This window comes from Nocardiopsis sp. CNS-639 (assembly GCF_000381685.1).
GTDB lineage: Bacteria > Actinomycetota > Actinomycetes > Streptosporangiales > Streptosporangiaceae > Nocardiopsis > Nocardiopsis dassonvillei.
On record NZ_KB906857.1, the window covers coordinates 77252 to 97334 of the forward strand.

13 protein-coding genes are annotated in these 20083 nt (G+C 72.9%); 6 read left to right on the forward strand and 7 right to left on the reverse strand.

Going from position 1 to position 20083, the window contains the following annotated elements; translation table 11 throughout:
- Window positions 1-97: 97 nt before the first annotated feature.
- The 4 genes from hisS to G011_RS0107850 all read left to right on the forward strand — a co-directional run bounded on the left by hisS (window position 98) and on the right by G011_RS0107850 (window position 8226).
- A complete protein-coding gene (gene hisS, locus G011_RS0107835; protein WP_019607993.1) occupies window positions 98-1432 on the forward strand; it encodes a histidine--tRNA ligase in 1335 nt (444 codons plus the stop codon).
- A gap of 411 nt (window positions 1433-1843) precedes the next feature.
- The gene (locus tag G011_RS0107840; protein WP_019607994.1) at window positions 1844-4300 is read left to right on the forward strand and encodes a LuxR C-terminal-related transcriptional regulator; all 2457 of its coding nucleotides are present in this window, start codon (window positions 1844-1846) and stop codon (window positions 4298-4300) included.
- 167 nt (window positions 4301-4467) lie between these two features.
- The gene (locus G011_RS0107845) at window positions 4468-6981 is read left to right on the forward strand and encodes a LuxR C-terminal-related transcriptional regulator (RefSeq protein ID WP_019607995.1); all 2514 of its coding nucleotides are present in this window, start codon (window positions 4468-4470) and stop codon (window positions 6979-6981) included.
- A gap of 396 nt (window positions 6982-7377) precedes the next feature.
- Window positions 7378-8226 carry an AMP-binding protein gene (locus G011_RS0107850; RefSeq protein WP_036552415.1) on the forward strand — a complete coding sequence of 283 codons (849 nt, stop codon included), beginning with the start codon at window positions 7378-7380 and terminating at the stop codon, window positions 8224-8226.
- A gap of 491 nt (window positions 8227-8717) precedes the next feature.
- Here the strand turns inward: G011_RS0107850 and G011_RS0107855 are convergent, their stop codons facing one another.
- The gene (locus G011_RS0107855; RefSeq protein ID WP_026338118.1) at window positions 8718-9275 is read right to left on the reverse strand and encodes an ATP-binding protein; all 558 of its coding nucleotides are present in this window, start codon (window positions 9273-9275) and stop codon (window positions 8718-8720) included.
- A gap of 351 nt (window positions 9276-9626) precedes the next feature.
- On the opposite strand from G011_RS0107855, the gene G011_RS0107860 reads away from it, so the two are divergent.
- Window positions 9627-10586 (forward strand): AAA family ATPase, encoded by a 960-nt coding sequence (locus tag G011_RS0107860; RefSeq protein ID WP_019607998.1) that lies wholly within the window; start codon window positions 9627-9629, stop codon window positions 10584-10586.
- Window positions 10587-10600: 14 nt separating this feature from the next.
- Here G011_RS0107860 and G011_RS0107865 read toward each other — a convergent pair whose 3' ends face one another.
- The 3 genes from G011_RS0107865 to G011_RS0107875 form a co-directional block, all read right to left on the reverse strand.
- On the reverse strand, window positions 10601-11824 hold the full coding sequence (locus G011_RS0107865; protein WP_019607999.1) for a multidrug effflux MFS transporter: 1224 nt from the start codon (window positions 11822-11824) through the stop codon (window positions 10601-10603).
- A gap of 145 nt (window positions 11825-11969) precedes the next feature.
- Window positions 11970-12803, reverse strand: coding sequence for a GNAT family N-acetyltransferase (locus tag G011_RS0107870; RefSeq protein ID WP_019608000.1), 834 nt, complete (start codon window positions 12801-12803; stop codon window positions 11970-11972).
- A 91-nt stretch (window positions 12804-12894) separates the two neighbouring features.
- Window positions 12895-14535 (reverse strand): alpha/beta hydrolase, encoded by a 1641-nt coding sequence (locus G011_RS0107875; RefSeq protein WP_026338119.1) that lies wholly within the window; start codon window positions 14533-14535, stop codon window positions 12895-12897.
- A gap of 148 nt (window positions 14536-14683) precedes the next feature.
- Between G011_RS0107875 and G011_RS0107880 the strand changes: the two genes are divergently transcribed.
- Entirely contained in the window at window positions 14684-15148 is a 465-nt protein-coding gene (locus tag G011_RS0107880) for an Lrp/AsnC family transcriptional regulator (RefSeq protein WP_013154624.1), read from the forward strand.
- 156 nt (window positions 15149-15304) lie between these two features.
- On the opposite strand, the gene G011_RS0107885 is transcribed toward G011_RS0107880, so the two are convergent.
- The 3 genes from G011_RS0107885 to G011_RS0107895 all read right to left on the reverse strand — a co-directional run bounded on the left by G011_RS0107885 (window position 15305) and on the right by G011_RS0107895 (window position 19725).
- Window positions 15305-17017: an NAD(P)/FAD-dependent oxidoreductase gene (locus G011_RS0107885; RefSeq protein ID WP_026338120.1), complete on the reverse strand. Its 1713-nt coding sequence runs from the start codon at window positions 17015-17017 to the stop codon at window positions 15305-15307.
- Window positions 17018-17195: 178 nt separating this feature from the next.
- Window positions 17196-18002: a carbon-nitrogen hydrolase family protein gene (locus tag G011_RS0107890; RefSeq protein ID WP_019608003.1), complete on the reverse strand. Its 807-nt coding sequence runs from the start codon at window positions 18000-18002 to the stop codon at window positions 17196-17198.
- Window positions 18003-18240: 238 nt separating this feature from the next.
- Window positions 18241-19725, reverse strand: a complete 1485-nt coding sequence (locus G011_RS0107895) for an amino acid permease (protein ID WP_019608004.1) — start codon at window positions 19723-19725, stop codon at window positions 18241-18243.
- Window positions 19726-20083: the final 358 nt, after the last annotated feature.

Genomic DNA, 20083 nt, shown 5'->3' on the forward strand with positions numbered 1-20083 from the left:
CTCCCCCGCCCGTCGAGCGAACCCGCGCGTACCCACGCGCGCCGCGGCGCGGACGGGGCCAGCAAGCCGAGACGAAACTGTGAGCCGAGAACCCCACATGTCCGATCAGCGCGTCGTCCGACCCACTCCCATCAGCGGTTTCCCCGAGTGGTCCCCTCAGGTCCGGGCCGTGGAGCAGCGCTGGCTGGACCATATCCGCGCCGGGTTCGAGTCCTTCGGCTTCGCGTCGGTGGAGACGCCGTCCGTGGAGAACCTCGACGTGCTGATGGCCAAGGGCGAGACCTCCCAGGAGGTCTACACCCTGCACCGCCTCCAGGCCGACGCCAAGGACGACTCCGACGCCAGGCTCGGGCTGCACTTCGACCTCACCGTGCCCTTCGCCCGGTACGTCGCCCAGCACTTCAACGAGCTGGCCTTCCCCTTCAAGCGCTACCAGATGCAGCGCGTGTGGCGGGGCGAGCGCCCCCAGGAGGGGCGCTTCCGCGAGTTCACCCAGTGCGACATCGACGTCATCAACGTCGACTCCGTCCCGCTGCACTTCGACGCCGAGCTGCCGCGCATCGTGCACCGGGTGCTCAGCGGGCTGGACCTGCCCGCATGGACGCTCAACGTCAACAACCGCAAGGTCCTCCAGGGCTTCTACGAGGGCCTGGGCATCAAGGACCCGATCGCGGTCATCCGCGCCGTGGACAAGCTGCACAAGATCGGCGACGACGGCGTGCGCGGGATCCTGCTGGCCGACGGCCTGACCGACGAGCAGGCCGACGCCTGCCTCGCGCTGGCCCGCGTCCGGGGCGCCGGGTCCGGCGTCGCCGAGCGGGTCCGCGGGCTCGGGGTCTCCTCCGAGCTGCTCGACGAGGGGCTGGAGGAGCTCTCCTTCGTGCTGGAGGACCTGGCCGACCTGCCCGAGGGCAGCGTCGTGGCCGACCTGTCCATCGCCCGCGGCCTGGACTACTACACGGGCACGGTCTACGAGGCCTCCTTCGACGACGACCCCGGCTACGGGAGCATCTGCGCGGGCGGGCGCTACGACGACCTGGCCGGGCAGTTCATCCGCAGGCGGCTGCCGGGCGTGGGCATCTCCATCGGCCTCACCCGCATCTTCGCCAAGCTCGTCGCCGAGGGCCGGATCGAGGAGGGACGCGCCTGCCCCACCGACGTGATGGTCGTGGTGCCCGGCGCCGAGCGCCGCAGGGAGGCCCTGCTCACCGGGGAGCTGCTGCGCGGGCGCGGGTTCAACACCGAGGTGTTCCACTCCACCGCCAAGGTCGGCAAGCAGATCCAGTACGCCGCCAAGAAGGGCATCCCCTTCGTGTGGTTCCCGCCGTTCGGCGAGGACGGCGGCCACGAGGTCAAGGACATGGGGTCGGGGGAGCAGGGTCCGGCCGACCCCGCCACCTGGGCCCCGAAGGGCCCGGAAAGCGCGGAGTAACCGCTCCATAGCACCTTCCCGTCCGGCGTGGGCGGTTTCTGTCCGCTCATGCCGGAACCGGCCATTCGGAGGACAACCGGGGGCGGCGGGTGCGACACTGGGAACGGCGTTCCCCGTGCCGCCCCCGCAGCGGCGGCGCGGCCTTCCGGGGCCTGCGGTGGATGCTTGCTCAGCCCCTGGGGGTTGTCGTTCAAGCGCCGGCGGGGTTCTGGAGGTGCCGGAGGTGGGACTGCGAGGAACGAGCCGTCTCACCGGAGGTGCCGTTGTGCTTGCTTCAACCCGATTCCTGCCTTCGGGGCGCCTGAACACGGGAAGGCTGCGGCCGCAGGCCGTCCGTTGAGGGTGGTGGAGGATGACGGGCGGGAGAAGCGGAGCGGAGCCCCAAAGAAGCACTGCCCAGTAATCGAGGCCATGTCCCCTCCCCGCCACAACCTGCCCCTGTCCGCCGGCGAGTTCATCAGCTTCGTCGGACGCGAGCGCGACATCGTCGACCTGGGCCGCCTCCTGGGCACCGCCCGGATGGTCACGCTGACCGGTACCGGCGGTATCGGCAAGACGCGCCTGGCCCTGCACCTGGCCGAACGCGTCATGCGCCGGTTCCCCGACGGCGTGCGCTTCGTCGACCTGAGCGAGGCCTCCACCCACGACCAGGCGCTGCGCGCGGTCGCGGGCAGCCTCCAGGCGGTGCAGGACGACTCGCGCACCATGACGGACGCCGTCATCACCTCGCTGCGCACCCGCAACCTGCTGCTGCTCCTGGACACCTGCGAGCACGCCGTGGGGCCGATGGCGCAGCTGTGCCAGGCCGTGCTGCGCGACTGCCCCCGGGTGCGCATCCTGGTGACCAGCCGCCAGCCCCTGCACGTTCCCGAGGAGAACATCTGGCGGGTGCCGCCGCTGTCCCTGCCCGCGCGGCCCACCCCCACCGACCCCTACGCGGCCGACCCCGCGCCCATCCCCCGGCGCGACACCCAGCGCTACGAGTCGGTGCGCCTGTTCGTCACCCGCGCGCACGCCGCGCGCGCCGGGTTCGAGATGACCAGGGAGAACTCCGGTTACATCGCGGAGATCTGCCGGATGCTGGACGGTATGCCGCTGGCGATCGAGCTGGCCGCCGCACGGGTGCGGGTGCTGTCGGTGCAGCAGATCCTGCGCCGCCTGGACGACCGCTTCCAGCTGTTGACCAGCGACGGGTCGGAGGACCTGCCGCCGCGCCAGCGGACGCTGCGCGCGGTCCTGGAGTGGAGCCACGAACTGCTCACCGAGCCGGAGCGGCTCCTGCTGCACCGGTTGTCGGTGTTCTCCACCTGGTACCTGGAGGCCGCGGAGGACGTCTGCTCGGGCGAGGGGGTCGATCCCTCCGACATCCTGCCGCTGCACTTCTCCCTGCTGGACAAGTCGCTGGTGGTGATGGACGCCGAGGTCGACGGCACCACCCACTACCGGCTGACCGAGACGGTGCGCGCCTACGCCGCCGAGCACCTGGCCGACAGCGGCGGCGAGGACAACCGGTGGGAACGCTACCTGCGCTTCTGCGTCGCCCGTCTGGAGGAGTGGGCCAAGAGCTGCTGCGCGCCGATGCCGTGGGGGGAGCGCCTGGGGCACCTGCGGCTGCTCGACCACCACCGGGAGAACCACGCCCGCGTGGTGGACTGGGCGCTCTCGCGCGGACGCGTGGACGAGGCCCTGCGGGTGTGCGTGGCGCTGCGCTCCTACTGGATCGTGCGCGACCTGGCCGCCGAGGGCAGCCGCCTCCTGGAGCGGGCGCTGTCCACCGACTCCGACGCGCAGTCCCCGCACCTGCGGGCGCGCGCCCTGGCCCTGCACGCCGAGCTGCGGCTGGACCTGGACGCGGCGCCGCGCGTGTCCACCCTGGCCCTGTGCGCCCTGGAGTCGGCGCGGGCCTGCCGTGAGGCGGGAGCCGCCGCCTCCGCGCTGGCCACCCTGGCGGCGCTGTGCCTGCGCACCGGAACCCTGGACGAGGGCCAGGAGCACGCCGAGCGGGCCGGGGTGTGGGCCTCCCAGGTCAGCGACCCCATCACCGAGGCGGCCACGCTGGACGTGCTGGCCCAGCTGGCCCGCCGCCGCGGCGAGGCCGAACGGGCCACGGCCCTGCTGGAGCACAGCGTCGCGGTGGCCGACAACCTCGGCGACCGCTGGAGCGCGGCCCGCGCCCTGCACGGGCTGGGCTCGATCGCCGCCGAGCGCGGCGACTTCACGCGGGCGCGGGAGCTGTTCTCCGACGCCCTGTCGGTCTTCGGCGAGCTGGAGGCCGCCCCGGCCACCGCGCACTGCGCCCGGGAACTGGGCCGCCTGTACCTGGCCGAGGGCGAGACGCTGCTCGCCCGGGAGCCCCTGGCGACGTGCCTGCGGGTGAGCTTCACCTCCGGCCGCAGGCTCGCGGTGGCCCGGGCCCTGGAGGCGCTGGCGGAGCTGGCCCTGGCCGAGGAGGAGGCCGAGCGGGCCGCCGCCCTGGTGGGGGTGGCCGCCGACCTGAGGGCGGCGCTGGACCGCCCCTCGGCCGAGACGCTGCGGCTGCGGTCGGCGGCGGAGCGGCGCGTGGGCGCCACGCGCACCGCCGAGGCGTGGAACGCGTGGCGTCCCCTGCCGCTGGAGCAGGTGCTCGACCGCGCGCTGGCCTTCCCCCGGCCGCAGTCCTCGGGGCCCTCGGGCCCGGATTCGCTGACCCCCCGGGAGAGGGAGGTGGCCGAACTGGCCGAACAGGGCCTGTCCAACCGCGAGATCGCCGAGCGGCTGACCATCAGCCACGCGACGGCGGCCCGCCACATCGCGAACATCTTCAGAAAACTCTCGATTTCCTCCAGGACGCAGTTGACCGGCTGGGCCGTCCCGGGTGACGGTGGCTGACACGGCCCCGGTCGACGGGACGCACTTGCACAGTGCGCGTGCACCCGCTAAGACAGGAACTCCGGGTACCAGAGCCCACACCAACGACGTCCGCCCCTGCCGACCTTCCCCCCAACCCTGGTGAGAACCTCCCCCGACAGCTCCTACATGTGAAGGCCATGGCACCTTTGACCGCGCCCGCGCGGCACAACCTCCCCCGTCCGGGCACCGGATTCGTGGGCCGTGAGCGGGACCTGAGCGACCTGCTCCGTCTGCTCGGCTCCAGCCGCTCCGTCACGCTGAGCGGAACCGACGGCTTGGGCAAGACGCGTCTGGCGATACGCGTGGCCGAGCAGTCCACCGCCTGGTTCCCCGACGGCGTGTGGATGGTCGGCATGGCGGACGCGCGCACGACCCTGGAGGTGTACGCGCGGGTGGCCGCCGCGGTGGGCGTGGTGGAGGAGCCGGGGCAGCCGCTGTCGGTCACGGTGACCGAGGCACTGTGCGAACGCCACCTGCTGCTGGTGCTGGACGCGTGCGAGCACGCCGTCGAGCAGGTGGCGGAGGTCGGCGAGGCCCTGCTGGCCTCGTGCCCGTCCGTGTCGATCCTGCTCACCAGCGAGACCCCCGTCCGTCTGTCGGGCGGCACCGTGTGGCGGATGACGCCGATGGCGCTGCCGCTGCCCGCGCGCAAGGGGCCCCAGCCCGACCCCGCCGGCGCGGAGGCGGTGCGTCTGTTCATGGACCGCGCCCGCGCCCGCGACCCGCGCTTCTCGCTCTCGCGCGAGGAGATGGAGACCGTGACGGAGCTGTGCGACCTGGCGGGCGGCATCCCCCTGGGGATCGAGGCGCTGGGCGCGAGCGCGCCCGGGGTGGGGCCCGCCGTGCTGGTGGAGGGGCTGCGCGAGCACCTGTCCTCCCCCGAGGTCCAGCCCGGCCCGGGGCAGGCGGTCCCGCGCAGCGAGATGCTGCCGGTGGTGCTGGACTTCGTGTACCGCGGGCTGCCCGAGGCCGAGCGGGTGCTGCTGCGCCGCCTGTCGGTGTTCCGGGGCTGGAACCTGGAGCTGGCCGAGCAGGTGTGCGCCGACGAGGCGCTGCCCGAAGCGGACATCCTCGACCTCGTGACGTCCCTGCTGAACCGCTCCCTGATCACCGTGACCGGCGAGTTCGAGGGTCGGGTGCGCTACCGGCTGCCCGAGGCCGTGCAGCGGTTCGCGCACTCCCGGCTGGTCGCGGCGGGCGAGGCGGAACTGTTCCAGGAGAGGCTCCTGGACCGGATGCTGCGCCTGGCCGAGGACCTGGGCCAGAAGCTGGAGTCGAGCCGGGTCATGCCCTGGAGCGAGCGCGACTCCGGGCGCCAGCGCGTGATCGCCGAGTACGACACGCTGCGCTCCCTGCTGCGCTGGGCGCTGGAGCACGGCGCCGCCGAACCGGGCCTGCGGCTGTGCGTCAGCCTGACCGCGCACTGGGTGAGCCACCAGAGCTACTCCGAGGGAGCGCACTGGATGGACCGCCTGTTGGAGCTGGAGGACGCGGCCAAGGCTCCCTCGCGCGCGCGTGCGCTGGTGGGCCGGGCCCAGCTGGCGCGGGTGCGGCGCGACCACGGGCTGGCGGTCTCGCTGGGCGAGGAGGGCCTGCGGCTGTGCCGCGAGGCCGGGGACGACGTGTTCGTCCGCGTCGCGCTCAACCTGCTCGCCCTGGTCGAGGTGCGCGACCGCGTGTCGGACCAGGCCGCGGTGCGGGTGGAGGAGGCTCTGCGGCTGTGCCGTGAGTCGGGCGACCTGTGGGGCGAGGCGATCGCCCTGGGCACCCGGGCGGCCCTGGTCGCCCAGCAGGGCGACCATCCCACGGCCGACCACCACTACAACGCCGCGCTGACGCTGCTGCGCGGGATCGACCACCGGTGGGGCGTGGGCGTCACCCTCATGGGCCAGGCCTACGCGGCGGAGGCCAGCGGCGACCTGTTGACGGCGGACCGCTGCTACCGGGAGGCGCTGGACACCCAGCGGCTGATCGGGGCGGCGGCCGAGGAGGCGCGCTGCCTGGCCGGGATCGGCCGGGTCGCGCACGCCCAGGGGTCCACGGGACAGGCCTACGACTACCTGAGCGAGGGGCTGCTGCTGAGCCACTCGACGGGCCAGCGCGCGGACGCGGCGCGCGCCCTGACCGCGATCGCCCGGGTGGCGTTCGGGGCGGGGCTGCGCGAGGGCTCCTGCCGCCTGGCGGGTGCGGCGATGAGCGTGCGCGAGCGGCTGGGGCTGTCCACGCACGAGGCGCCGTGGCCGTTCACCGACGTGGAGAAGGTCCGGCGGCGCCGCCGCCAACTGGTGGGCTGGTGGGAGCAGGGCCGGACTCTGGCCCTGGCGAACGCGGTCCGCGAGGGAGAGCAGCTGGCGGAGGAGGCGCGGCGCCCGCCGTCGCGCCGCTCCGCGCCGCCCAGCCGTCCCGCGCGCGGGCGCCAGGAACGGGGAGGGCCCGCCCCGGACCCGGAGTCGGTGACCCCCGAGGAGCGGCTCACCCCGCGGGAGCTGGAGGTGGCCCTCCTGGTGAGCCGGGGCAGGAGCAACCCGGAGATCGCCCGGGAACTGTTCATCACCCCCTCGACGGCGGCGCGGCACGTGGCCAACATCAACCGCAAGATGGGCTTCCACTCGCGTACGCAGATCACCTCGTGGGTACGCCACCACCGGACCTCGGACTAAGCCGCCCGATCTGCCCTGTTAAGCCCGGCTCGCCACCGGGAGAACCAGCTTCCGCACCGAATCTACATATGCATGTGCATAGCAATATGCATGTGCATCTGGCTGTGAACGCGCTAGGCTTCAAGCCATGGGACACCACGTTCGTGGCACTGCGGTGGCACGGTCGCTGAGGTCCCGGAAACGGCCGTCGAACACCGGTGTGACACCGGTTTCCGGCGGACGTCAGTCCCGGAGGGGTCTCCGGGGCCGGTGGGAGGCCGCGTCGGCACGGGTTGCGTCCTGGGGAGGGACGCCGCATCCGCCGACCGGTGCGTCGCCGCCGGGTTCGCCACGTGGAGGGGGCGTGACGAGCCCGGGCGGCGGTACCGCCGCCGGATGGGCGAACTGGGGGTACGTATGGGGGTAGGGCTGTCTTCAGGAACCGGACGACCGGGGCGCCACCTGCCGCGCCGGGACGACCCGATCGGATCCCTGACCGGGGGCCTGTGCGAGCGGCTCCGGCTGCGGTCCGCCCGGGGGGGATCGATCCGCGGGGTCGGGCACCGCGTGGACGCCCTGTCGTTCGCCGCCAAGGTGGAGCAGGCCGCCGCGGGGCTCAGCCGCCGGGGCATGTGCTTCGGTGACGTGGTGGGGGTGCTCGCGCCGGTCTCGCCGGACCGGTTCCTGGCCACCTACACGGTGATGGCCGTGGGCGGACGCGCGCTGCCCCTGTCGACCGCGTCCGACCTGGACACCCAGTGCGCGGTGCTCACCGAGACCGACACCCGCCTGCTGCTGGTCAGCGCCGACATGGCGCAGACGGCGCTGGAGCTGGCGGAGCGCTCGCGGGTGCGGCAGGTGATCGCGTTCGGACAGGCGCTGGGGACCACGCCCTTCGAGGAGCTGTTGCAGCCCAGTCCCGACGGCAACGGGTACAGCCCGGCGCGCGGTCTGTTCGACAACGGCATCCTGGGCTACGAGGACACCAGCGGGGGGCTCCTGACCACGCTGCACCCGCACAACGACCTCATGGGACGCTTCTCGGAGCTGCGGGACCTTCTGGAGCTGACCGCCGACGACGTGGTCGCGGTGGACGAGCGCGGTGACGAGGCCACGCGGGTGGCCCTGGTGGCGCTGGCGCTGTGGACCGGGGCCTGCGTGCTGACGGGGGCGGACTGCCCTCCGCCGGAGGGACGCCAGGTGACGGTGCGCTGCGCGCCCGAGCCGGAGCGGATCGGCTACCCGCCGATCGGCGGGGCGTACTGACCCGGACGTGCTCGGGAGAGGCGGATCCGCTGGTGCGGCGGGGGCCAACGGTAAGGCCGTGAATCCGGGCGTCAGCTGAGGCTGGCGGTGCGGACAGCGGCCGCGGGGGCGCCGCGCGGCGGGTGGGGAGACCGCGCCGCAGGCGTCCGCCGTGGGCCGCGCTGGGTGGTGGGGGGAAGGACCGCACGGCGGGAAACCGGCGCCGGGCCACCGGCGGGGCGGCCGGGCCCGTGGGCACCGGCTGCGTACGGCGGGGGGCCGCGGTCGGCGGGAAGCCGCCGTGGGCGGTACGGAGGAGCGGTAGGGGGTCGGTCGGGGGCGGCGCCCGGGCCGGAGAACGTCACCGGCGCGACGCGGCGTTCCGGCCCACGGTGCTCTTGTACTTACGGCCGCTTTCGGTGCACGGGACCCGCTGTGGACGCGTGACGCGGGGGTCGTGGCCCGCCGTGACGGCGGACGGGGCGGTCCGTGGACCCTTTCCGGTCACCGCCTCAGTCGTCGACCGCCAGCCCCGCCTCCGGCCGCTCCCCCTCGACCTCGGCCGTCTCCCCCGCGTGGTCGTCGATCTCGAACCAGGCCACGTGCGTGGCGTCGCTCCAGTACTCGCCGCTGCGGGTGGCGCAGCTGTCCACGATGAGCTTGCCGCGGCCGAAGTCGTCGCCGTCCTCCCGCGTGTGCTCGCTCTCGCCGTCGCGCGCCCCCTGGTCGGCGATCGCGACGCGCAGGCGCCCGTCGTCGGAGCGGATGAACAGCGTCATGACGCCGCCGCTCTGCCCGGAGCGCGAGTGGAGCAGGGCGTTGGTGGCCAGTTCGCTGACGGCCAGCTCGGCGTCGTCCAGGGAGCCCTCGGAGTGGCCCATGCGGGTGAGGAACTCGCGCACGCGGGAGCGGATGGAGCGCACCGCGGTCAGGTTCCCGGCGCAGCTCCACACCGTGTGGTCGGTGACCCCGCCGGTGAGGTCGCCCGTTTCGATGGTCGGTGCGGTCGGAGCCGTGCCCTCCGGCACCTCCGCGGGCACGTATTCCCGGAGTTGCCTCGCCTCAGCCATCCGGTCACTCCAATCACCCGCGACGGACGCGCGGGTTGCGCCGCCTGCACTCACCTTAGACAAGGGTGTGCTGGCTCCAGAACAGCACACCCGTGTTCTCCCTGTCGGGGATTGGCCACAAAACCCTGTCACGTGTCATCCCCGATATGGACAAAGGAAACAGTCCCGACTCCAGCGACACTCATGTGAGGTGCAACACGTTGGCAATACACGGCGCGACGGGGCCGTTCGGCTGACAGCACGGTTAACAGGAACGATAATCGTTACCATCTCCGGGTCGCCGCGGCCCGCCCCGTCACGGGCGGGCCGCCGCCGTGCGCCCGGCACGCACCCACGTTCCGAAGGGCTCACATGAAGATCGCGTTCGCTGGCAAGGGCGGCAGCGGCAAGACCACCCTCTCCGCGCTGTTCACCCGCTACCTGGCCGCCCAGGGCGTGCCCGTGGTGGCCGTCGACGCCGACATCAACCAGAACCTGGGCGCCGCGCTGGGGGCGTCCGAGGACGACCTGGCCGCGCTTGCGCCCCTGGGCGCGCACCTGGACGAGATCAAGGAGCTGCTGCGCGGGGACAACCCGCGCATCTCCTCGGCACGGGAGATGATCAAGACCACACCGCCGGGCCGCGGGTCGCGCCTGCTGACGGTGACCGGGGACAACCCGCTGCACGCCCGCTTCGGGGCGCCGGTCCGGGGCGCCACGCTCATGGTCACCGGCCCGTTCGCCGAGTCGGACCTGGGCGTGTCCTGCTACCACTCCAAGGTGGGCGCGGCCGAGATGTACCTCAACCACCTGGTGGACGGGCCCGGGGAGTACGTGGTCGTGGACATGACCGCGGGCGCCGACTCCTTCGCCTCGGGGATGTTCACCCGCTTCGACATGACCTTCCTGGTCGCCGAGCCCACCGTGCGCGGCGTGGGCGTGTACCGGCAGTACGCCGGGTACGCCCGCGACCACGAGGTCGCCATCCGGGTGATCGGCAACAAGGTGCAGGACGAGGCGGACGTGGAGTTCCTGCGCGAGCACGTGGGCGACGCTCTGGCGGGGTGGATGACGCACTCGGGGTTCGTGCGCTCGATGGAGAAGGGCCGCCACCCGGAGCTGGCGGACCTGGAGGAGGACAACGTCAAGACCCTGGCCCTGATGCGGGACATGGCCGACGCCGCGCCCAAGGACTGGGAGCGCTTCACCCGGCAGTCGGCCGAGTTCCACCTGCGCAACGCGCGCGCCTGGGGCAACGAGGCCAAGGGCGCGGACCTGGCCGCCCAGCTGGACCCCGGATTCCTCATGGGCCCGGCGGCGCTCACCGGCTGAACACGCGGAGCGGGTCACGGGGCCGGATCGGCCACGCGCCCGCGCACGCGCGGCGAGGTCAGGGCCAGCAGGACGCCCAGGCCCAGGAGGGAGGTGGTGAACAGGACGGCGCCCATCGGCACGGCGGTGCTCTCGTCCAGTCCCACCAGCGGCGCCACCGCCGCGCCGAGCAGCGGGGGCAGCGCGCCCAGCACGGCGCTGGCGCTGCCCGCCCGCCGCTCCTGGCCGCGCATGGCCAGGGCGAAGGAGCTGGTGAGGATCATCCCCATGCACGTCATGTAGACGAAGATCGGCGCCACGAGGGTCACCAGCGGACCGTGCGCCAGCGTCGCCACGAGCAGCACCCCGGTCGCCGCCACCGCGGCGGAGACCGCGCACACCAGGAGGACCCGCTCGCCGAAGCGCGCGCTGAACCGGCCCACCGCCCAGCTCCCGGCGATGATGGCCGCGCCGTTGATCCCGAACAGCACGCCGAAGACCTGCGGCGACACCCCGTACAGGTCCTGGTAGACGAACGGCGTCCCGGCGACGTAGGCGAAGCTGCCGCCGTGCACGAGGCCGACCACCAGCGCGTAGCCGAGGAAGGCGCGGTCCCGCAGCAGCTCCCCCACCGTCCGCAGGGTGCCGCCCACCGTGCCGGGGGTGCGCCGCTCCACCGGCAGGGTCTCCTCCAGCCGCAGCGCCACGACCACGACGATCACCGCGCCCAGCAGCGCCAGGGCCAGGAAGACGGCCTCCCAGCCCGCGAAGGACGGCCACAGGATGGCGCCGCCCGCGATCGGCGCCATCAGGGGCGCGACCGCGTTGATCACCATCAGCAGGGCGAAGAACCTGGTCAGTTCGGTGCCGTCGAACACGTCGCGCACGACCGCGCGCGAGAGCACGACCCCGGCCGAGGCGGTGAACCCCTGGAGGAAGCGGGCCAGCACCAGCACGGCGATGTTCGGGGCCAGGGCGCACAGCAGCGACGCCAGGACGAACAGGACCAGGCAGGTGAGGAGCGGGCCGCGGCGCCCACGGGCGTCGCTGATCGGGCCGACCACCACCTGGCCCACGGCGAGGCCGACCAGGCAGGTGGTCAAGCTCAGCTGCACGTGGGAGGCTCCGGCCCCCAGGTCCGCGGCGATGTCGGGGAAGGCCGGCAGGTACATGTCGATGTTGAGGGGGCCCAGGACGGCGAGCAGGCCGAGGAGGAGGGCCAGGCCCAGGCGTGCGCGGCCGGTCGGGTTGTGCTGCATGGCGCTCTCTCGTGGGTGGCAGAGGGCGCGGGGCGCCACGGACCTGGGACCAGGCTAACCGGCCGCGGTTCCCCCGTCGGCGGCGCGGGGGCGGATCTGACACGGGTCCGTCAGAACCCCGTCGGCCGCTCCAGGCACGGTGCGCTCAGAACAGCACCGACATGACCTCGCCGACCTGGCGGAAGCCCACCCTCTGGTAGGCGGCGCGGGCCGGGGTGTTGAAGTCGTTGACGTAGAGGGTGACGCGGGGCGCGATCTCGGCGAGCGCGTACTCGACCACGGCGGCCATCCCCGCCGTGGAGTGGCCCTGGCCGCGCAGGTCCGGGTGCACCCACACGCCCTGGACCTGGCAGGCGTGCCGGGTGACCGCGCCGATCTCGGCCTTGAACACCACGCGCCCGTCCTCGATGCGGGCGAAGGCCCGGCCGGTGCGCACCAGTTCGGCCACCCGGGCCCGGTAGAGCGCGCCGCCGTCGCCGGAGTCCGGCGGGACGCCGACCTCCTCGGTGAACATGGCCACGCAGGCGGGCACGAGGGTGTTGAGTTCGGACAGCTGGACCCGGCGCACCAGGGGGTCGGCGGGCACCGAGGGCGGGCCGCTGATCTCCAGGACGGGCTGGCTGGCCCGGATGACGCGGGCGGGCCCCCACGCCGGGGTGACCTGCTGCCAGAAGTCGCTGACCGCCTCGACGGGCCCGACGATCGAGGAGCAGCGGCGGCCCCTCCACCGGGCGTGGTCGGCGAAGCTGCGGATCGCGGCCGGTCCGGCGTTGACGGGGACGAGGTTGGCCCCCGAGTAGCACAGGGCGGTCAGGCGACCCCTCTCCGTGTGCCCCCACACCTCGGCGCCGCCGGAGAGGCCGGTGGCCATCAGGCGGGAGGCGACGAAGACGTTGCCGACGGGGTCGGCGTCCAGGAGCGCGCGAACGGCCTCCCGGTCGCGTTCTCCGAGGATCCGTACCGGCGAGGTCCGCAGCATCGCATCTCCCCCATCTTCCCAGTGCCCTCCTGCGAGCGCCGGGGGACGACCAACCAAGCCTTTTCGCGCCGGTTCCAGCCTATTCGACCCGTTACTCCCGCGTCTCGGACTCCACGATCGCGCCCACGTGGTGCCCGGGTACCGGCGCGGGGCGCTCCACCATCGTCCCAGGTGCGTTCTGGGCGGTACGCGGCTGGGGTTCGGGACGTCCCTCACAGGTGACGTCGGGCCCCTCTCCCCCGGCGCGCGCGGGCAGCTCCCCGTCCCGGAGGTAGGCGGTGACGATCTCGTCCACGCATTCGTTGCCGGTGAGGGAGACGCCGTGGGTGTGGCCGCCCTCCTCGGTCACCAGGACGGAGGCGGGCAGGCGCTCGCGCAGGGCGAAGGCGCCCTCGACCGGGGTGGCGCCGTCCTCGGTGGCGTGTACCAGGAGCACGTCGCCCTCGTAGGCGGGGTGTTCGCCAGGGCCGTCGCCGACCTGGAACCAGTCGCCGGATCCGGCGCTCCAGGACGCGCACGGAGCGTTGTACCAGGTGTTGTTCCAACTCATGAAGGGCGCCTCGGCGTGGGACTTCTCGGCGTCGGCACTCCAGGTGGACCAGTCCCGGGGCCAGTGGGAGTCGGTGCACTGGACGGCGAGGTAGCCGCCGTAACCGCGGTCGGACCCGGCGTTCTCGCCGTAGGCCTCGTACAGGGCGAGCAGGGGTGCGCCGTCGGACTCGGTGATCCGGGCCGAGAGCGCGTCGGCGACCGAGGTCCAGTAGGCGCTGCTGTAGGCGACCACCATGGCCGTGCCCTCCAGCTCGGTGGGGCCGACGGTGCCCTCGGCGGGTTCGTCCGCCAGTTCCGAGCGCAGTGCGTAGTAGGCCTCGGCGACCTGTTCCCCGGTCGTACCGAGCCCGTAGACGTCGTCGTGGCGGGCGGTCCAGGCGAAGAATTCGTTCGCCGCGCGGTCCAGCGCGCGGTTCTGGGCGAGGTTGCTCTCGTACCAGGGCTTGTCGGGGTCGACCACGCTGTCCAGGACCAGGGAGCGGACGCGGTCGGGGTAGAGCGCGGAGTAGACGGTGCCCAGGTAGCTGCCGTAGGAGTAGCCGAGGTAGTCGATCCGCTCCCGGCCCAGGGCGGCCCGGATGGCGTCCATGTCGTGGGCGGTGTCCACGGTGCGGGTGTGGTCGAGCAGGGGGCCGGTGTTGTCCGCGCAGGCCTCGGCGTAGGCCCGGGCGTCGGCGCGCAGTGCCTCCTCGGCGGCGGCGTCGGCGGGCACGGCGTCGGGGCGCACAGGGGTGAAGTGGTCGGGGTCGCAGGTGATGGACGGGGTGGAGGCGCCCACGCCGCGCGGGTCGAAGGAGACGACGTCGTGGGTCTCGCGCAGTTCCGCGGGCATGCGCCAGTGGGTGTAGGAGGCCCACTGGCGCCCGGCGCTGCCGGGCCCCCCGGGGTTGACCAGCAGGGTGTGGCGGGCCTCGCCGCTGGCGGGGACCCGCGAGAGTGCGAGTTCGACGGTGTCGTCCCGGCCGCTGAGCCGCTCCCCGTCGGCGGTGCGGGCGAGGGGGACGGTGAGGGTGGCGCACTCCAGGTTCTCGTCCGCGACGGGCTGGATGTCCTCGCAGGGCGCCCAGTCGAGGCCGCCCTGATCGATGCGGGTGGTCTGGCCGGCCTGAGCGGGGACCGCCGCGACCAGGGAGGCCAGGACCGCCACAGCCGAGACGCCGGCCCGGGTTCGTGCTCGCACTCGTCCGCTCCCTCACAGAGATGGTTACTATATGAATTTTTATCACTTCGGAGAGTGACCAACGGATGCGACACGAAACCCGGGGTGACACACCCCGGTAACATGTGCCCTGCCTCAATCAGACGTGGACAGACGGGGACGAAGCGCAATGCGGCTGGATCGTGTCGATGAGCGGATCATCGCGATACTCGGCGCGGACGCGCGGATGAGCTTCGCCGAGATCGGCCAGCGGGTCGGGCTGAGCCCCTCCGCGGTCAAGCGCCGCGTGGACCGGCTGGTGGAGTCCGGCGCGGTGCGCGGGTTCACCGTGGTGGTGGAGCCCCAGGCCGTGGGGTGGACCACCGAGGCCTTCATCGAGCTGTACTGCCGGGCCCGCACGTCGCCGGGCGAGATCCGGACGGGGCTCGCGGGCTACGCCGAGATCACCTCCGCGTGCACGGTCACCGGTGAGGCGGACGCCATCGTGCAGGTCCGCGCCCGTGACACCCACCACCTGGAGGAGGTCATCGAGCGGCTGGGCGCCGAGCCGTTCGTGGTGCGGACCAAGAGCACGCTCGTGCTCTCGCGCCTGGTGGACCAGCCCATCCTCGCCGGGACGGCCGACCTGCCCTGAGGCGCCTCCCCACGGCGGGATCGCGGGAAGGCGCCCGAACAGGGAGGAGCTGCGCGGAGCGTCCGTTGAGGGTGGTGGCCCGCCTCCGCCCGGAGCGCCCCCGGCGGGCGGTGGTGGGCGACGGGTGGGCGGAGCCCCGAAGAAAGAGGTACGGCCTCAGTCCTCGGGGAGGGCGACCGGCGCGAGCTCGTCGAACAGGTCGCCGGGGCCCGGGTTGGACGGGTCGGTCCCGCCGCCGAGGTGGTGGACCACGCCCCACACGGCGTTGAGCGCGGTCTGCACGGCGCCCTCGGCCCAACCCGCCGTCCAGGACACGTCGTCCCCGGCCAGGAACAGGCCGCGGTGGCGCTCCTCCAGGCCGTCCTGGCGGAAGTGCGTGAACAGACGGCGCTGGTAGCGGTAGTGGCCCGGCAGGTTGGCCTTGAACGCGCCCATGAAGTAGGGCTCGTCCTCCCACGACACCGTCACCGGGTCGCCGGTGATGTGCGAGCGGATGTCCACGCCCGGGTAGATCTTGGACAGCGACGAGAGCATGACCTCCAGGCGCTCGTTGGCCGACAGCGGCAGCCACTTGAGCGAGTCGTCGCACCAGGTGTAGGACATGCAGATCGCCGCCGGGCCGTCCGGGTCGGACCCCTCCAGCAGGTAGGTGCCCCGGGTCATGCGGTCGGTGAGCGTCATGCTCATGACGTCGCGTCCGGTCTCGGGGTCCCTGTCCCGCCAGAACGCGCGGTCCACCGGCACGAACAGCTTCGAGGACTCCATGTAGTGGGTGCGCTCGATCGCCGTCCAGTGGTCGATGGGCAGCAGGTCCTCGTCGCAGTCGATCTTGGACAGCATCATCCAGCTCTGCGCGGTGAACACGGCCGCCGCGTAGGTGCGGGTGGAGCCCGAGGCGTCGGTGACCGTGATGTTGCCCGCCGGGGAGCCCTTGGCCGCGGTGCGGCGCAGGGCGGTGACGGCCGGACGCGGGCCGCCCTCGTGCAGCGAGGCCAGGGTGGTGCCCTGCGCCCAGTGCACGAGCTTGTCCGGGGCGTCCTCCCACAGGCGCAGCGGCAGCTGCTCCACACCGCCCACGATGCCCATGTGGTCGTCGTCGGCGCCGGTGTAGGTGACGCGCAGGATCTCCAGGATGGAGTTGGGGAAGTCGGTGTCCCAGCCGCCGGTCCCGAAGCCCACCTGGCCGAAGATCTCACGGTGGCGGAAGGAGGCGAAGGCCGGGGAGTCGCACAGGAAGCCGTAGAAGGTCTGGTTGTCGAGCCGGGCGACCAGCTCGTTCCAGATCTCCTTCTGGGTGGCCACGTCGCGTTCGCGGATGGCCTTCTGCATGCGGGTGTGCTGGACGCTGTCCAGGGTCGCGTCCCAGGCGCGGGCCACCTCGCGGTAGACCTCGGGCAGGTCGTCGAGGGAGGTGGCGTAGTGGGACCGCCCCTTGAGGTCGACCACGGTGCTGGGGGTGGCCGGGGAGAGCGGGTTGGGGAACGGCGTCGTCTCCAGGCCCGCGCGGTCCACGTAGTGCCAGAAGGCGGTGGAGGAGGGCGGGAAGCGCATGGCGCCCATCTCGGCGACCACGTCGTCGGGGCAGCCCGCGAGCTTCTCGGTGCGCAGCCGCCCGCCGATGCGGTCGGCCTCGTACACGACCGGCTTGAGCCCCATCTTCATCAGCTCGTAGGCGGTGACGATCCCCGACAGCCCGCCGCCGATGACGGCGACCTCGGTGCCGTGGCGCTCCGCCGGGACCTGCCCGAGTCCGGCGGGGTGGTCCAGGTAGGCGTCGTAGGCGAACGGGAAGTCCGGCCCGCACATGTTCAGCGGCGTGTTGTCCTGCGCGGGTGCGGCACCGGCGGCCGTGGGCACGGCAGACGTCATTCTCCAACCCCTCCTTCGTGGGTGCGGTCCGGCGGGGAAGCCGGTGGGTGTCCGTGCGCGGTGGCACGGGAGGTGACGGGTGGGTCAACGGTTCGGGTGGGTTCGGGGGCGCGGGCGGGTCCGCCCCGGCGCGGGCGTGCGGGGCGAGCGGCGCGGCGCCACCCGCCTCGGGCGCGGGTCACACGGTGAGTGTCCGGTACAGGGCCGGACGGCGGTCGTCCAGGTAGGACTGCTCGCGGCGGGCGCGGGCGAGGGCGTCCGGGTCGACGTCGCCGACCAGGAACTCCTCGCCGGGACCGGCCCGCAGCGTCTCGGAGCCGTCGGGTGCGACCAGGGTGCTCAGCCCCGCGTAGCGCAGGTCGCCCTCGGCGTCGCAGCGGTTCACGTACGCCAGGTGGATCTGGTTCTCCAGGGCGCGCACCGGCACGATCCGCTCGGCCACCTCGGTGAAGGGCAGCATGAGCGCGGTGGGGACGAGGAGGAGTTCGGTGTCGGCGAGGGCGTGGGCGCGCACGGCCTCGGGGAACTCGACGTCGTAGCAGACCAGCAGGCCGACGCGGATCCCGTCGAGGTCGGCCTGGACCACCGGCTCCGCGCCCGGGGAGAACGCCCCGCGGTCCAGGTCGCCGAACAGGTGGGTCTTGCGGTAGGTCCGGCGGTCGCCGTTGGGGTCCACGAGCTGGACGGCGTTGTACACGGCGCCGTCGGCGCGCTCGGGGAAACCGTGGACGATGGCGACGCCGGTGTCGGCGGCGATGGCGGTGACCGCCTGGCTGAGGGGCCCGTCGTGGGGTTCGGCCAGCCGGGCCAGGAGGTCGGGGTCCAGGTTGTAGCCGGTCAGGGACATCTCGGGCCCCACCAGCAGGCGGGCTCCGGCGTCGGCGGCGGCTCTGGCACGGTCGGCGAGCCGGTCGAGGGCGGCGGCGGGGTCCGCGCCGGGTCCGGTGCCCTGGTCAAGGGCCACGCGCAGGGGTCCGCGTGTCACTGCCTCCCACCTCGCTTTTCTCCGTCGTCTCGGGGTCGCGTCCACTCTAGGTGGACGAACGCGCCGAAACAGTGCACCCATCCAGAGGTTTCCCGCGTCTTTCCCGTGAGATGCCGCTGTTTCTTGCGTCCGAGGGCGAATTGGCGCGGCATGTGGTGCGCCGCACTCTCCCCGGGAACACGCGAGGGGCCGGGGGGGATCCCCCCGGCCCCGCACACGCGGTTCCCGACCGGTCCGGCTAGGAACGGACCTCGCTGACCTCGGGATCGGTCTCCAGGGCGGAGCGGCGCATGCTGTAGGCGAAGTAGACCGCCACGCCGACCGCGAGCCAGACCAGGAAGGCCACCCACACGCTCATCGACATGCTGAACATGAGGTAGGCGCAGGCCAGCACTCCCAGGACCGGCGTGACCGGCGCCCCCGGCACGCGGAAGGCGCGCGGCAGGTCGGGCCTGCTGCGCCGCAGCACCAGGACGGCCACGTTGACCAGGGCGAAGGCGAAGAGGGTGCCGATGGCGGTGGCGTCGGCGAGCGGCCCGAGCGGAACCAGGGCGGCGAGCACCGCGATGAGCACGGAGGTGATGAGGGTGTTCGTGCGCGGGGTGCCCTTGGCGTCGAGGGTGGAGAAGGCCTTGGGGATGAGCCCGTCGCGCGACATGGCGTAGAGGATGCGGGTCTGGCTGTAGAGCACGACCAGGACCACGCTGGCCAGGGCCAGGACCGCACCGGCGGCGAAGATGACCGCCCACACGGGGGTGCCGGTGACCGCGGTCAGGATGCCCGCCAGGGAGGTCTCGCCGTCGACGAAGCCGGTCCAGTCGAGCGCGCCGACCGCCGCGAAGGCGACCAGGCAGTACAGCGCGGTGACCAGGATCATCGCGAACATGATCGCCCGGGGCAGGTCGCGCTGCGGGTTCTTGGCCTCCTCGCTCGCGGTGGAGACCGAGTCGAAGCCGATGTAGGAGAAGAACAGGGTGGCGCCCGCGGCGCTGACACCGGCCATGCCCATCGGCATGAACGGGGCGAAGTTGCCGTCCTGGACGGCGGTGATCGCGATGGCCACGAACATCACCAGGATGGCGACCTTGACGGCGACCATGACGGCGTTGACGCGGCTGCTCTCGCGGACCCCGGCGAGCAGGGCGAACATGGACAGCAGGACCACGACGGCGGCCGGCAGGTTGATCACGCCGCCCTCCAGGGGACCGGCGAGCACCGCGCCCGGCAGGGACAGGCCGGTGGTGAGCTGGAGGAGCTCGTTGATGTACTCGCCCCAGCCGACGCCGACCGCGGCGACCGACACCCCGTAGGTGAGCATGAGGCACCAGCCGCACACCCAGGCCATGAACTCGCCGATGGTGGCGTAGCTGTAGGAGTAGGCGGAGCCGGAGGCGGGGATCATCCCGGCCATCTCGGCATAGGCGAGCGCGGAGAACAGCGCGGTGATCCCGGCGAGCACGAACGAGACGATGACGGCCGGTCCGGCGACGGGGACGGCCTCGCCCAGCACGACGAAGATGCCGGTGCCCAGGGTGGCGCCGATGCCGATCATGGACAGCTGCCAGAAGCCCATGTGCCGCTGGAGGCCGCTGCCCTCGGAGTCCTGGGTCTCGGCGACGAGCCTCTCGATCGGCTTGCGCCTGGTGAGGCGCTGCCTCAGCGCGGGCACACCGCCCGGGCCTGCGGCCCCGCGGGTGCCCGCCGGGCTCTTCTGGTCCACCACGTGTTTACTCCTCGTTCATGTACGTGGGCACACCGCTCCCCCGGGGGAGGTACGGCGGGGGGTGGGGGTCCGGCCGCCGCGCGTCCGGGCGGCCCGAAGCCCTCAGCAACGGTAGCCGCGTTATCTACGTAACATGACCCACATTCGTTGCGTCTGTCCGCTTGAAGCGGCGGGTTCGTGCGTGGCCGCGCAAGGAAACGCAGGGCCCTGTGATCGATGCCATACAAAATCACCCTGGGTGACCACCGCCACTTCGGACAGCGAACAGGCTGGTCAGGGGCGCGCGACGGAGCCACGGACATGGCGGAGGGCCGGAACGCGTCCGTGCGCGGACGCGTCCCGGCCCTCCTGGCCGCCT

Bases quoted from the DNA above. Each gene is read 5' to 3' on its own strand.
- G011_RS0107850 (WP_036552415.1), top strand. From the start codon at position 7,378: ATGGGGGTAGGGCTGTCTTCAGGAACCGGACGACCGGGGCGCCACCTG.
- G011_RS0107840 (WP_019607994.1), top strand. From the start codon at position 1,844: ATGTCCCCTCCCCGCCACAACCTGCCCCTGTCCGCCGGCGAGTTCATC.
- G011_RS0107885 (WP_026338120.1), bottom strand. From the start codon at position 17,017: ATGACGTCTGCCGTGCCCACGGCCGCCGGTGCCGCACCCGCGCAGGAC.
- G011_RS0107865 (WP_019607999.1), bottom strand. From the start codon at position 11,824: ATGCAGCACAACCCGACCGGCCGCGCACGCCTGGGCCTGGCCCTCCTC.
- G011_RS0107855 (WP_026338118.1), bottom strand. From the start codon at position 9,275: ATGGCTGAGGCGAGGCAACTCCGGGAATACGTGCCCGCGGAGGTGCCG.
- G011_RS0107880 (WP_013154624.1), top strand. From the start codon at position 14,684: ATGCGGCTGGATCGTGTCGATGAGCGGATCATCGCGATACTCGGCGCG.
- G011_RS0107870 (WP_019608000.1), bottom strand. From the start codon at position 12,803: ATGCTGCGGACCTCGCCGGTACGGATCCTCGGAGAACGCGACCGGGAG.
- hisS (WP_019607993.1), top strand. From the start codon at position 98: ATGTCCGATCAGCGCGTCGTCCGACCCACTCCCATCAGCGGTTTCCCC.
- G011_RS0107860 (WP_019607998.1), top strand. From the start codon at position 9,627: ATGAAGATCGCGTTCGCTGGCAAGGGCGGCAGCGGCAAGACCACCCTC.